General features: G+C 59.3%; 15 protein-coding genes. 8 read left to right on the top strand and 7 right to left on the bottom strand.

Going from position 1 to position 13,047, the window contains the following annotated elements:
• The first annotated feature begins 243 nt into the window (after positions 1-243).
• Complete coding sequence (pepE, locus tag WBR25_RS04360; RefSeq protein WP_129503398.1) at positions 244-981, top strand: dipeptidase PepE; 738 nt, start codon at positions 244-246, stop codon at positions 979-981.
• Positions 982-1,100: 119 nt separating this feature from the next.
• On the opposite strand, the gene WBR25_RS04355 is transcribed toward pepE, so the two are convergent.
• The 3 genes from WBR25_RS04355 to dnaB all read right to left on the bottom strand — a co-directional run bounded on the left by WBR25_RS04355 (position 1,101) and on the right by dnaB (position 4,187).
• On the bottom strand, positions 1,101-1,520 hold the full coding sequence (locus WBR25_RS04355) for a secondary thiamine-phosphate synthase enzyme YjbQ (RefSeq protein ID WP_100653021.1): 420 nt from the start codon (positions 1,518-1,520) through the stop codon (positions 1,101-1,103).
• The gene (gene alr, locus WBR25_RS04350) at positions 1,520-2,593 is read right to left on the bottom strand and encodes an alanine racemase (protein WP_204419506.1); all 1,074 of its coding nucleotides are present in this window, start codon (positions 2,591-2,593) and stop codon (positions 1,520-1,522) included. Before alr ends, WBR25_RS04355 begins: the two co-directional genes overlap by 1 nt.
• Positions 2,594-2,792: 199 nt before the next feature.
• The gene (gene dnaB / locus WBR25_RS04345; RefSeq protein WP_026035132.1) at positions 2,793-4,187 is read right to left on the bottom strand and encodes a replicative DNA helicase; all 1,395 of its coding nucleotides are present in this window, start codon (positions 4,185-4,187) and stop codon (positions 2,793-2,795) included.
• 363 nt (positions 4,188-4,550) lie between these two features.
• Between dnaB and WBR25_RS04340 the strand changes: the two genes are divergently transcribed.
• Positions 4,551-5,411: a Tim44 domain-containing protein gene (locus WBR25_RS04340; RefSeq protein WP_005335275.1), complete on the top strand. Its 861-nt coding sequence runs from the start codon at positions 4,551-4,553 to the stop codon at positions 5,409-5,411.
• A 426-nt stretch (positions 5,412-5,837) separates the two neighbouring features.
• On the opposite strand, the gene slyD is transcribed toward WBR25_RS04340, so the two are convergent.
• Together slyD and WBR25_RS04330 are read right to left on the bottom strand one after the other, a co-directional pair.
• Entirely contained in the window at positions 5,838-6,527 is a 690-nt protein-coding gene (gene slyD, locus WBR25_RS04335; RefSeq protein WP_479749463.1) for a peptidylprolyl isomerase, read from the bottom strand.
• A 143-nt stretch (positions 6,528-6,670) separates the two neighbouring features.
• Positions 6,671-6,874 carry a YheV family putative zinc ribbon protein gene (locus tag WBR25_RS04330; RefSeq protein WP_005335287.1) on the bottom strand — a complete coding sequence of 68 codons (204 nt, stop codon included), beginning with the start codon at positions 6,872-6,874 and terminating at the stop codon, positions 6,671-6,673.
• Positions 6,875-6,913: 39 nt separating this feature from the next.
• Between WBR25_RS04330 and WBR25_RS04325 the strand changes: the two genes are divergently transcribed.
• From WBR25_RS04325 to WBR25_RS04315, 3 genes are all read left to right on the top strand, one after another.
• The gene (locus tag WBR25_RS04325; protein WP_479749462.1) at positions 6,914-7,573 is read left to right on the top strand and encodes a hypothetical protein; all 660 of its coding nucleotides are present in this window, start codon (positions 6,914-6,916) and stop codon (positions 7,571-7,573) included.
• A gap of 153 nt (positions 7,574-7,726) precedes the next feature.
• Positions 7,727-8,626 (top strand): chemotaxis protein, encoded by a 900-nt coding sequence (locus WBR25_RS04320; protein WP_005335289.1) that lies wholly within the window; start codon positions 7,727-7,729, stop codon positions 8,624-8,626.
• A 66-nt stretch (positions 8,627-8,692) separates the two neighbouring features.
• On the top strand, positions 8,693-9,679 hold the full coding sequence (locus WBR25_RS04315) for a hydrolase (protein WP_479749461.1): 987 nt from the start codon (positions 8,693-8,695) through the stop codon (positions 9,677-9,679).
• On the opposite strand, the gene WBR25_RS04310 is transcribed toward WBR25_RS04315, so the two are convergent.
• The gene (locus tag WBR25_RS04310; RefSeq protein WP_429095017.1) at positions 9,658-10,809 is read right to left on the bottom strand and encodes a GGDEF domain-containing protein; all 1,152 of its coding nucleotides are present in this window, start codon (positions 10,807-10,809) and stop codon (positions 9,658-9,660) included. The two genes, WBR25_RS04315 and WBR25_RS04310, sit on opposite strands and share 22 nt — an antisense overlap.
• A 97-nt stretch (positions 10,810-10,906) precedes the next feature.
• Between WBR25_RS04310 and WBR25_RS04305 the strand changes: the two genes are divergently transcribed.
• From WBR25_RS04305 to WBR25_RS04295, 3 genes are read left to right on the top strand one after another with little or no spacing between them, the layout of a single operon-like run.
• The gene (locus WBR25_RS04305) at positions 10,907-11,131 is read left to right on the top strand and encodes a YheU family protein (protein WP_005335298.1); all 225 of its coding nucleotides are present in this window, start codon (positions 10,907-10,909) and stop codon (positions 11,129-11,131) included.
• 52 nt (positions 11,132-11,183) lie between these two features.
• A complete protein-coding gene (locus tag WBR25_RS04300; protein WP_479749460.1) occupies positions 11,184-12,053 on the top strand; it encodes a phosphoribulokinase in 870 nt (289 codons plus the stop codon).
• Between the two features lie 16 nt (positions 12,054-12,069).
• The gene (locus WBR25_RS04295; protein ID WP_479749459.1) at positions 12,070-12,603 is read left to right on the top strand and encodes a DUF4136 domain-containing protein; all 534 of its coding nucleotides are present in this window, start codon (positions 12,070-12,072) and stop codon (positions 12,601-12,603) included.
• A 141-nt stretch (positions 12,604-12,744) separates the two neighbouring features.
• Here the strand turns inward: WBR25_RS04295 and WBR25_RS04290 are convergent, their stop codons facing one another.
• Positions 12,745-13,041: an MliC family protein gene (locus WBR25_RS04290; RefSeq protein ID WP_368195994.1), complete on the bottom strand. Its 297-nt coding sequence runs from the start codon at positions 13,039-13,041 to the stop codon at positions 12,745-12,747.
• Positions 13,042-13,047: the final 6 nt, after the last annotated feature.

The following is a 13,047-nucleotide window of genomic DNA, read 5'->3' as shown; positions in this document are numbered from 1 at the left end:
CCCTGACATGACCCCGCTGCGGCGGGGTCTTTTATTGGCGATGGCAGCGAGCGGAGCGCTGCTTATTAATCCACCACTTGGCAGTGAGTTATCCATCCATAGCTCCTCAATGGCCGTTGAATGGGCCTCGCGATCACAGAACCGCCACGCCAATGGTGGTAGCATGCCCGCTCTTGCCATCCGGCCGCACGGCGGTTCCGGTGGCCCTCCCTCCTCCGCTTTCACTTTTTGAGGACGTATCTGATGGAACTGCTTCTGCTTAGTAACGGTAAAGCCAACGAATTTCCGGGTCTGCTCGGCTGGACCCGGGATCGGGTTCAAAGCCTGCTGGCTCGCAAACAGGTCAAACGCATCCTGCTCATCCCCTACGCGGTGATCCGCAGCGACTGGGATGCCCGTGCCAACGAACTTACCGAGAGCCTCGGGATCGAGACCATCAGCATCCACCACTTCGATGATCCGGTCGAGGCCGTCAATCAGGCCGACGCCATCTTTATCAGCGGCGGCAACACCTGGCGCCTCAACCAGATGTTGCATGAAAACGGCCTGATCGTGCCGATCCAGCGCGCCGTGCGTGAGCGGGGCGTCCCCTATGTGGGCTGGAGCGCCGGTTGCAACGTAGCGACCCCGAGCATCCGCACCACCAACGACATGCCGGTTTGCAGCGCCGCCGTGCTGCCCGCGCTGGGCCTGTTCCCGCTGCAGATCAACCCGCACTATCTGGATGCCAGCATCAGCGGCCACATGGGCGAGACCCGCGACGAGCGTCTGGCGGAGTTCTGCGCCATCAACCCGAGCGAATACGTGGTGGCCCTGCGCGAAGCGAGTCTGCTGCAAATCACCGGAGAAAACGGCAGCGAGCGTCTGGAGTACTGGAGCGCCCGCGAGCAGGACTTCAAGATCTTCAAACACGGCCAGGAGCCGCAAGCCTTTATGGACGCCGCCCCGCTGGCCGAGCTGACCCCCTTCAAGGTCGGCTAAGCCACGAAGAGCGCTTCACTACTGGCAAGCAGATAGCTCGCAAAATCGTAAAAACAAAAGAGGGATGGCTCGGCGCCATCCCTCTTTTTATCTTCATCTTTCAGCTGGTTGCAGCCTGATTACTCACCCTGCAGGGTCACCAACACCTTGCGGGCACCGCCATCGATGCGATGCTCGCCAAGCCAGATCCCCTGCCAGGTGCCGAGCGCCAACTGACCATCGCGAACTGGCAGCAGCAGGCTCACCCCGAGCAGGGAGGATTTGATGTGGGCGGGCATGTCATCCGCCCCCTCATAGGTGTGGCGATAGTAGGGGGCATCTTCCGGCGCCAGCCGGTGCAGATGGGCCTCCATATCGCTGCGCACGCTGGGGTCGCAGTTCTCATTGAGAGTGAGCGAGGCAGAAGTGTGTTGCAGCAGCAGGTGCGCCATGCCAATCCGGTAATCCGCCAGCATCGGCAGCTTGGCCACCAGCTCGTCCGTCACCAGATGAAAGCCCCGCGAACGGGGCTTCAACGTCAGCAGGCACTGCTGCCACATCAGACGTACTCCATAAAGACGCGGGAGGTGAGTTTGGTGATGAGTTCGTAGGGGATGGTGCCAATCTCGTCTGCCACCCGCTCCACCGGCAACCCCTCGCCCCACAGCACCGCTTCGTCGCCGGGCTTGTCGGTCGCGCCCGGGCCCAGATCGACCGTGCTCATATCCATGGAGACACGCCCCACCAGCGGCACGATGCGGCCGTTGATCAGCACGGAAGTACCATTGGGCGCCATGCGCGGATAACCGTCACCGTAGCCGATGGCGATCACCCCGAGCCGGGTATCGCGATCCGACACCCAGTTGGCGCCATAGCCCACCGGCTCGCCCACTTTGTGATCCCGCACCGCAATCAGCTGGGTCTTCAAGGTCATCACCGGCTGCAGGTCGTAATCGGCCGCCACCGTGTTGGGGAAGGGCGACACGCCATAGAGGATGACACCGGGGCGAACCCAGTCGCAGTGGGAGTCTGGCCAGGCCAGAATGCCCGCCGAGTTGGCCATGGCCCGCTCGCCCGCCAGCGGTGCGGTCAACTTGCTGAACAAGTCGATCTGCTCGCGGGTAGTGGGCTGCTCCAGCTCATCGGAACGGCTGAAGTGGGTCATGATGTTGAACGGCTGCACCACGTTCTTGCACTTGCCGAGTCGTTCGATAAAGGCGGGCATCTCGTCGGCCCGCACCCCGAGGCGGTGCATGCCGGTGTCGAGCTTGAGCCAGGCGACCACGGGCGCTGGCAGCTCAACCTGCTCCAGCGCTTCGAGCTGCTCCCAGGTGTGAACCGCCGTCTGCAGATTGTTGGCCGCCAGCACCGGCAGATCATCGGCAGAGAAGAAGCCCTCCAGCAGCACTATGGGCTTGACCACGGCGCAGGAGCGCAGCATCAGCGCCTCTTCGATACGGGCCACAGCGTAGGCATCCGCATCCACCAGGGTGCGGGCGACCGGCAGCAGTCCGTGGCCATAGGCGTTGGCCTTGACCACAGCGATGATCTTGCAAGCGGGGGCGTGGCGCTTGACCACGGCGAGGTTGTGGCGCAAGGCCGCAGTGTTGATTTGGGCAGTAGCCGCTTTCATGGTTTTCCCTTACGAGGGCACAAATGGTCTCCCCCTCATCGGGCCGAAGACCGCCACTCACTTATCGTCGTCGAAGGCCGGACCGGCATAATTGTCGAACCGGGAAAACAGGCTCTGACGGGCTGCCTTGCAGTGAATGGCAAGCGGGTCAGAGCGGTGGTGGCAATCCTGACCACAGGATTGCCATGATTGTTACTTATCAATAATCATCGTCAAACGCAGGACCGGCGTAGTTGTCGAACCGGGAGAACTGACCCTGGAAGGTGAGGCGCACCCGGCCGATAGGGCCGTTACGCTGCTTGCCGATGATGATCTCGGCAATCCCCTTGTCCGGGCTGTCATCGTGATAAACCTCATCACGATAGATAAACATGATCAAATCCGCATCCTGCTCGATGGAGCCCGATTCACGAAGATCCGAGTTGACCGGGCGCTTGTCGGCCCGCTGTTCCAGACTTCGGTTCAGCTGGGAGAGCGCCACCACAGGGCACTGCAACTCTTTCGCCAAGGCCTTGAGGGAGCGGGAGATCTCGCCGATCTCCAGGGTACGGTTATCAGAGAGCGCCGGCACCCGCATCAGCTGCAGGTAGTCCACCATGATCATGGATAGGCCACCGTGCTCGCGCGCCACCCGACGGGCACGGGAGCGCACATCGGTCGGGGTGAGGCCGGAGGCGTCATCGATATACATCTTGCCCTTCTCGAGCAGCAATCCCATGGTGGAGGATAGGCGCGCCCAATCCTCGTCATCGAGCTGACCGGTACGCACCTTGGTCTGATCGATGCGACCGACCGAGGCAAGCATACGCATGATGATCTGCTCGGAGGGCATCTCCAGCGAGAAGATAAGCACCGGCTTGTCGGCAGTGAGGGCCGCATGCTCGCACAGGTTCATGGCAAAGGTGGTCTTGCCCATGGAAGGACGGGCCGCCACGATGATCAAATCCGAACGCTGCAAACCGGCGGTCATCTTGTCGAGATCGTTGTAACCGCTCGATACCCCGGTAACACCGTTGTGCGGCGTCTTGAACAGCTCTTCAATCTTGTCGACAGTCTGCTCGAGGATCAGCTTCAGGGGCTGGGGCCCCTCGTTGGCGCTGGTGCGCTGCTCGGCAATCTTGAATACCTTGCTCTCGGCCAGATCCAGCAGATCGCCTGATGTACGGCCCTGTGGCTCGTAACCCGCTTCGACTATCTCGTTGGCGACCGAGATCATCTCCCGCACCACCGCCCGCTCGCGCACGATTTCGGCGTAGGCGTTGATGTTGGCGGCACTCGGGGTGTTCTTGGCGATCTCCACCAGATAGGCGAAGCCGCCCGCCTCTTCCAGCTGTTCGGAGCGTTCCAGCTCCTCCTGCAGGGTGATGAGGTCAATGGGGTTGCCCGCGTTGGAGAGGCGGGTCATGGCCTGGAAGATCAACCGGTGCGGACGGCTGTAGAAATCCTGATCGATCACCCGTTCGGCAACCCGATCCCAGGCATCGTTATCCAGCATCAGGCCGCCCAGTACGGACTGTTCGGCCTCAAAAGAGTGGGGAGGAACTTTCAGCTGTTGTGTCTTGGCGTCTTTTTTCGCCGTCACTTGCTCTGCCATACACATAAAAACCGCAGCGGGAAGGGGACGGGAATTTTACAAAAGAAAGCCAACTACGGCGAGCCCTATCTGGCGGCTCATACCATCATAAAGGGCCAAACCAGAGTCTGCTCTACCTTGACCATTTTGATTTTGCTTCGCATTTTGCGCTCCTTGCGACTCAATCTTCTGCTTTTCATCCGGTTTACTCCTCTTGTTTGACGCCGTATCGCGGCAACCTCGTTCATGAATAATTCATGCCAGAGGTGATATTGATGAATACAAGCTGCGACACAATTAGGGACAGGCAGCCTGCCATGCGCCTTGCTGAGCTTGCCAAAGCGGAGCATGCCCCACCCACAGACGAGAGTGAAAAGAGTCAAAATGAAAAAGATGCTGACCCTGTTTGCCGTGATCCTGGCCATTGGCCTGGGGGCACCTCACGCCGAAGCCAAGAAATTTGGCGGCGGCAAATCCTTTGGTAAAAGTTACAAAACTGCGCCGGCCCAGCCTGCGGCCAAACCGGTCGACAACAAGAATCCGACACTGAATGCCCAGACTCCGCCGAAAAAGAGCGGCATGATGGGTGGCCTGCTGGGCGGCCTGCTGGCTGGCGGCCTGTTTGCCTACCTGCTGGGCAGCGGTGCCTTTGAAGGTCTGCAAGGAATGGACTTCCTGCTGATCGCCCTGCTGGCGCTGGGTGCCGTCTTCCTGATCCGTACCCTGCGCAAGGGCAAGGTCGCGACGCCACAGCCACAACAGGCGGCCTATGCGGGCTATCAGCCGCCGCAATCTGCTGCCCCGCAGCAGTTTGAGCAGAGCAACAGCGCACCGCAAGCCACCGGCTTTGCCGACAGCGACGTGCCGTTCCGCCTGCCGCCGGGCTTTGACATGAATAGCTTCCTGGCCGGTGCCCGCGATCACTATCGCACTCTGCAAGAGGCGTGGAACAAGAACGATCTGGAAAAAGTGCGCGAATACGTCAGCCCCGAGCTGTTTGAACAGCTCAAAGCCGAGCGCGCCGAACTGACTGGCGACCAGCACACCGAAGTGATGTACGTCGACACCCAGCTGGTACGCGCCGACTACGGCAGCGACTGGGCTCAGGTGAGCGTGCGCTTCAGCGGCCGCTACATGGACCGTCAGGAGCAGGTCGAAGAAGACATCAAAGAGGTGTGGCACCTCGAGCGCGATCTGGCCAAGAACAATGCCCCCTGGCATATCGTCGGTATCGAGCAGCTGTAAGGCTTCGCGCCTATCAGTTAGTCACTAGGCAATAGCCAGTCAGTTAAGCCTGACTGGCTATTTTTTTATGGGGCACAACGAGACCAAATAGAGAGTGACGCTGGCTCGTTATAGCTGTTGGGACATGAAGTAACTTGGTCATATTGTGCTGATGAATACACCGATTTGATGACTCGTTTGTAGATGACGTTTGCGCTACGCGCAAAAGCCCCATCGCGGAACCGAGAGGGAATAATGTTGAGCATTAACCAAAAATAAGCGCCCCTGTTAGCTTGGGAAAAGCCGCGAGCCTATTTGACAGACATAAAAAATCCGAAGCCAGAACAACCGGCTTCGGATTTCATCATCCAAGGAGGCGCAATTAATGAGCATTAATTGCTCGGTATGACTCCTACGGCAGATTTCTTATCATCGGCATGGCCGTGATCAGTGGTGATGGCCCTTGCCACCACAACCGCCGCCACCGCAGCAGCCGCCGTGACCATGGTCGTCACCGTGATCGTGGCCATGATCGTGACCGTGGCCATGATCGTGACCGTGGCCAGCACCGCCGCAGCAACCGCCCTGGCCGTGATCCTCATCGTGGTCGTGACCATGACCGCCACAGCAGCCGCCGTGATCGTGGTCATGACCGTGATCGTGACCGCAACCACCGGCACCGTGAACGTGGCCGTGAGCCAGCTCTTCGGCAGTGGCAGCGCGCACATCCTTGATCTCGACCTTGAAGCCCAGGGTTACGCCTGCCAGCGGATGGTTGCCATCCACCTTGACGAACTCTTCGGACACTTCAACCACGGTCACAGGACGGTGGCCATCGTCGGTTTCAGCCACAAAAGTATCCCCTTCGGAGACTTCCATGCCGTCGAACAGCTCGCCCGGTACTTCTTGTACCAGTGTCTCGTCATATTCGCCGTAGGCCTGGCTCGGTGCCAAAGTCACTTCGAAGGCTTCACCTACCGCGCGACCTTCCAGCTCGGCTTCCAGGCCAGAGACCAGGTAACGGGTGCCGTGCAGATAGACCAGCGGCTCTTTGCCGACAGTGCTGTCGATGACTTCACCGTGCTCGTCGGTGACTGTGTATTCCAGCGTAACCACGCTCAGAGGAGCTACTTTCATGTCAGGATCCTGCGGATAGAAAAAAACGGGCTCAGAATACCCTAAAAAGCGGGCCGCGCATATGCCGTGCCGCGCCACGGAGTGACGAAAAAAACGGCAACAGCGTCAGCGAGGAGACCCGCATTCCACCCGCCGTTCCCTTATCAGGGGCGAAACACCCCGATCACCTCTTCCGCCTCGCGAGTCTGCTTGTCGACCTCGGCAGGCGTTTGTACCTGGGTATCGCCACAGGCGACACAGGTCACCTTCTCGACTCCATGCTCCAGATACAGCATCATGTTGTCCAACTTGCCGCACGCCGGGCAAACTGCACCGGCAATGAAGCGTTTTTTACGTCTGGTTTCCATATTTGTTACCTCCAGGCAGCATCATATCAGGGTTTTTACATGCATCACGCCATCGAGTATCACCATTTTTCCTGCCAGGGCCTGCACGCCGGCAACCGCAAACGGACCCCGGTCGGGCAGCTGTTGCGGATCACCCGGGGCGCCGCGCTGCTGAGACTGGGCCAACATGAGCTGTTGCTGCCGGCAGGCAGCAGCTTCTGGCTCTGCGCCGATGCCCTCGCGGCCTTCAGCCCCCTCAGCGGTTGCGAGTACGATCAGCTGAGCGTCTCTTTGCGCGTGGCTCAGCCGCAGCAGGCAGGCTGGCTGCAGGCCACGCCCCTGCTCGATGCCCTGCTCGGCTCGCTGGCCCGGTGGCAACGTCCAAAAGAGTGGCAAGGGGCCTACGGTCAGCGACTGCAGGTGATCCTGGATGAGCTGCAACAGTGCGCCATCAGCCAGCAGGGCCACGGTGAGCTGCAAGCCTGCTGGCAAGCGCTGGCCAATGGCCAACCGGAGTCTCTGCAACTGTGGGCACAACAAGCCGATGCGCCGGTGGAAGGGAGTGAATTGCAACAACAGTGGCAACTGCTGCAAGCGCTCAGATTGCTCAAGGGCGGCAGCAAACCCGCGCAGGTGGCCAGCAAGCTGGGTTATGCCGATGAGACCGCATTGCAAGCGGCCTGCCAGCAGTGGGGCGTTGGCGAAGATGGTGATCAATAACCGGACGCTGGTGTGAATGCGCGAACTAAATTAGCTGAATGAGTCCAGTTTTTTGCCAGATGGTCGTTAACAAGGAAGGGCCATTCCCCCCGTAATCCTTTATGCTAGAGGCCTGAAGTGACTGCCAACGTTTCGACCAACAGGACATCTGCCATGACGAGCAAAGCCAATCAATCCCAGGGCATGTTGCTGTTTCACCTTTCAGCCAAACAATCCTTTGCCATCGGTACCCTCAAGGTGAAGGAGATAGTGCCCTACACCCAGCTGACGGCAATGCCCCACTCGCACCCGACCGTGTTGGGGGCCGCCAATATGCGCGGCTCCACCATTCCGGTGATCGACATGGCGATGGCGGTGGGCTATCGCCCCATCAGCAAGGAGGAGATGCCCCACTGCTTCATCATAATTACCGACTGCCGCCGCACCCTGGTGGGCTTTCTGGTACGGGGCATCGACAAGATCACCGAGTGCAACTGGCGCGATATCGAATCGCCCCCCGCCTCTCTCGGTCACAATGTGTTCGTAACCGGAGTGACCCGGGTCAATGACCAGCTGATCCAGCTGCTGGATGTGGAGCTGATCCTCTCCCGGGTCTATCCGGATGATCCGAGCCACCTCTACCCGGTGCTGACCGATGTGCAGCGGGAACGGATCAAGCCGATGCGGATCCTGCTGGTTGATGACTCTTCGGTCGCCCGCCGTCAGCTGATGGCCGCGCTGGACTACATCAATATCCCCTATGAGGTCTGCACCAATGGCAAGGATGCACTGACCCTGATGCAGACACGGGCGAGCCAGAAGACCCCGATCGATATTCTGGTGAGCGATATCGAGATGCCAGGGCTCGATGGCTATGAGCTGGCCTTCGAAGTGCAGAGCGACAGCAAACTGGCGGGGGCCTACATCATCCTGCACACCTCGCTCTCCAGCGAGATCAGTGTGGAGCGAGCCCATCAGGTGGGTGCTCATGAGGCGCTGACCAAGTTCGAAGCCAACGAGCTGATCCAGGCCATGCTGCGCGGTGCCGAACATCACGATCGCCTGCTGAAATAAGCCAATGACTGGCGGGAGGAACACTCCTCCCGTCCTCCTTATCTTCGACCCAGACCGACTGACCCCATGCTGACCGAGAGCCACTTCCACGCCCCCTGGTGGGCACGCAATCCTCATCTGCAGACCATATTGCCCAAATGGCTGCGCCGCCCCCCTGCCCGTTTTGTGGCGGAGCGGTTTGAACTGCAGGATGGGGACTTTGTCGACCTCGCCTGGAGCGGGGAAGTCAGCCTTGATGAACGGCCGCTGATAGTGGTGTTTCACGGGCTGGAGGGAAGCATTCACTCCCACTACGCCAAGGGATTGTTCGCCCACCTGCAGCAAGAGGGCAGAGAGGCCGTGCTGATGCACTTTCGCGGTTGCAGTGGCGAGCCCAATCGCCACCTGCAGGCCTATCACTCCGGCTCCATCGGTGATGCGCAGGAGCTGATTGCCGAGCTGAGCCAGCGCTTCCCGGGCAAACCGCTGATCGCCATCGGCTTTTCACTGGGTGGCAATATGCTGGTCAATCTGCTGGCGCGGGGCTGTCCTGCGGCATTGAAAGCGGCGGTGGTGGTCTCGGCCCCGCTGCAACTGGCGAGCTGCGCCGAGCGGGTCAATCAGGGCTTCTCGAAGGTCTATCAGAACTATCTGCTGCGAACCATGCGCCGCAATTTGCTCAGCAAGATCCGCCAGCAGCAGAAAGCGAGTGAACGCTGGCAACCTAGACAAGTGGAACAGATTGCTACCCTGCGCGATTTTGACGAGCTGGTTACCGCGCCTCTGCACGGCTTTCACAGCGCCAGCCACTACTACCAGAGCTGCTCGGGACTACCGCTGCTGGCTCAAATCCCCATCCCTACCCTTATCCTGCACGCCGCCGACGATCCCTTTATGTCACGCGCGGTCATTCCCCGGCCGGAGCAACTCTCGCCCACGGTGCGCTATGAATTGAGCCAGCGCGGCGGCCATGTCGGCTTTCTGCACGGCACGCCCTGGCGGCCACGGTTTTGGCTGGATGAACGGATCAGTCGCTGGATTGCCGAACAGAGTCACTCCGCAACACAGAACTGATTGCGTCCCGACTCCTTGGCCCGATAGAGCGCCTGATCGGCCCGCTCCAGCAACTGGCTCGCCCCTTCGCCGGACACATTGCTGGCAATCCCCTGACTCACCGTCACCCAGGGGGCAACCTCGGACGCCAGATGCTCCAGCCGCAGGCTGGCCAAGCCATCTTGGAGCCGCTGCGCCACGCTGGCCGCCGCCTGACGGTCGGTATTGGGCAGCAGCAGCACAAACTCCTCTCCGCCATAGCGGGCCACCAGATCAGATGGTGTGCGTACCGCACGGTTGAGCGCTTGTGCCACCTCCTTGAGGCACATATCTCCCACCTGATGGCCGTAGTGGTCGTTGAAGCGCTTGAAATAGTCCACATCGATCAGGATGAGCGATAGCGGAGCGCCGCTCTCCTGGCTATAGGCTAACGCGCGATCCAACTCGATATTGAAATGCCGCCGGTTGGCGACACCGGTCAGAGGATCTTGCTTGGCGAGCTGATCAAGTTGGCGCAGAAGCGTCAGATTTTCATGCTCCCGCATGATCGCCAACTCAAACCAGCGGTGCAGCATGCGGCGGCCGACCTCCAGCGCAATCACGCCAAACAACACGCCAAGCAGGTAGATCTGGGGAAAATCGACGCGTAAAAAGAGTTCCAACCCCACACCCACCGTCATCGGGCCCAAGAGATAGCCATACAACACCTTGCGATCGGGATAAAACGCGATGAGCGCGGCCAGCAGGTTGAGCCGCATGATCCCGTTGGCATAGCTGACTCCTCCCCGCAGCTCCACCTGACCAATCGTATAGATATGCAGCGTCCAGAGTCCGCCCCATAGCACCATCACCAGTGCAGCCATCCGTAACCAGAGGCGGTCCTGCAGATGGTCACAAAACAGGCTGACAACAGGTAGCAGCAATAACACCACCATGACCAGGGCCAGCTCACTCTGAAAGCGCCAGGGCAAGCTGTCATCACTGGCTAGCCCGACCTGGCTGTAAACCTCGTAGCGTATCGAAAGAAACAATACCACCAGCCAGTTCAACAACCAGAACCACACCATGCCTCGGGCAATCGCCTCTCGACGTGCGCTGTCCAGATGCTCAGTCAGGGTTAACGGCGCGCTGCGCTGCGCTTCAGACAACATCTCTCAGACTCCGGTGAAAAGGTAAAAAGTGATTGCATTCGCGGGATTCAACACAACAATAGCCTGACGATCACCTCTTTTGCTGTGAGACCTTTAAATGATCATTCCCTGGCAAGAACTGGACGGCGACACCCTGACCAACCTGATCGAACACTTTGTGTTGCAGGAGGGAACAGAATATGGAGAGCAGGATGTACCGCTTGGCGTCAAAGTCGATGCAGTGAGAGAACAATTACAGCAAGGCAAAGCTGTCATCGTCTATAGCGAGCTGCACGAATCGGTGAATATCGTGATGAAAGACCGCTTCATCGAGCAGTCTTGACCCAACCGCAATCCGGACCTTATAACGGAATTCCCAAGGAAGAGAGAATCCCATGTCGGCCAAGCACCCCATTATTGCTGTTACCGGTTCGTCCGGTGCCGGCACCTCCACCTCCACCAACGCCTTTCGCTCCATGTTCCATCAACTGGGATATACCGCGGCTGTGGTGGAAGGTGACAGTTTTCACCGCTACACCCGACCGGAAATGGATGTAGCGATCCGCAAGGCGCGCGAACAGGGGCGTCATATCAGCTATTTTGGCCCTGAGGCCAATGACTTCGGGCTGCTGGAGAGCTTTTTCCAAGGCTATGGGCAGGATGGCAATGGCCAGTATCGCCGCTACCTGCACAGCTTTGACGAGGCGGTGCCCTTCAACCAGATGCCCGGCACCTTTACCCCCTGGCAGCATCTGCCCAGCAATACCGATCTGCTGTTTTATGAAGGGCTGCACGGCGGCGTGGTCACCGAGGCTCACAATGTGGCGCGCCACGTGGATTTTCTGATAGGTGTAGTGCCCATCGTCAACCTAGAGTGGATCCAGAAGCTGATCCGCGATACCTCGGAGCGAGGGCATTCCCGCGAGGCGGTGACCGACTCCATCGTGCGCTCCATGGATGACTACATCAACTTCATCACCCCGCAGTTCTCGCGCACCCATATCAACTTCCAGCGAGTACCGACGGTGGATACCTCCAACCCCTTCAGCGCCAAGGTGATCCCGAGTCTGGACGAGAGTATGCTGGTGATCCGGTTTCGCGGTATCAAGCAGGTGGATTTCCCCTACCTGCTGTCGATGATCGATGGCTCATTCATGTCGCGGATGAACACCATAGTGGTGCCGGGTGGCAAGATGGGCTTTGCGATGGAGCTGATCCTGCGCCCGCTCATCCAGCAATTGATCGAAACCGGCAAAATAACCTGATTCAAAGGAGTTCACGATGCGGCTTGCTTATCTCTCTGTGGCACTGCTCACCCTGCTTGGCGGTTGCAGCAGCGGGCCGGCGGCCCCCACGCTGGAGTCCGGCACCATGCTGGTTCGCCCGATGGGCAACTGGACCTATGGTGCAACCCCGCTCTACGCCCTGGCCGAGCAGTATCAATTTGCCGGTGAGTTGGCGGAAGGGTGGCTGGAGCCAATGCAGCAGGCGGTAAGCCGGGAGCTCAATAGCAAGGGGTGGCAGAGTGCACCGCTCGACGATGCGGATCTGTGGGTCGCCATAGGCGTCGCGGGCGGCAAGGATATGAGTGACGGCGAGATTTTCGCCCGTCTTGGCATGACGCCCGGGGTATATGCCTCGGCCAACCAGCGCAAAGGGTCGCTGGCCATCGTGCTGCTCGATCGCAAAACCCAGAAAGCGGTCTGGAGCAGCATCATCCAGCTGACCAGCGATGTGAACATTGCAGACAGCCAGCGTCAGGCACTCAGCCAGCAGCTCGCTGCCGAGCTGCTCAATCGCGTCCCCACCAACTAGCGCTTGTTTAGTGATAACGGATGGATAGAAAAACGGCTTGCCTCCCGGCAAGCCGTTTTTTGTGGTCTCAACCTCTTGACCCCATCCGGCCTAGGCCAGACCCGGGCACAAAGCCGCACACCTTCAGCTACCTGTGGTCACTTATTTAAGCGTACAGGTCAGCAGTGTAACCCCTTTCTGGGTGAGGAGAGCTTGTTTCTCCTGATTCCAGAAAGTGGTGACGCTGTCGGAATATTTGGCGCCAGATTCAGACTCAACACGCGTCAGCTTGTGGTAAACCCCGGCATAGGGAAACTGCACCATGTCAGCCTGGGCATCATAGGTAACGGCCAGCATCTCTTCGCCACACTGGTATTGGCTGTATTGATACTGGGTAGGTTGCGGGCTGCTGCATGCCGCCAGACCCAAAAGGGGAAGCAGAGCGATCAATTTTTTCATTGCACT

Source organism: Aeromonas sp. MTB (assembly GCF_056632455.1).
The sequence above is the reverse complement of the archived record's forward strand: the minus strand, read 5'-3'. Positions and strand labels throughout refer to the sequence as shown.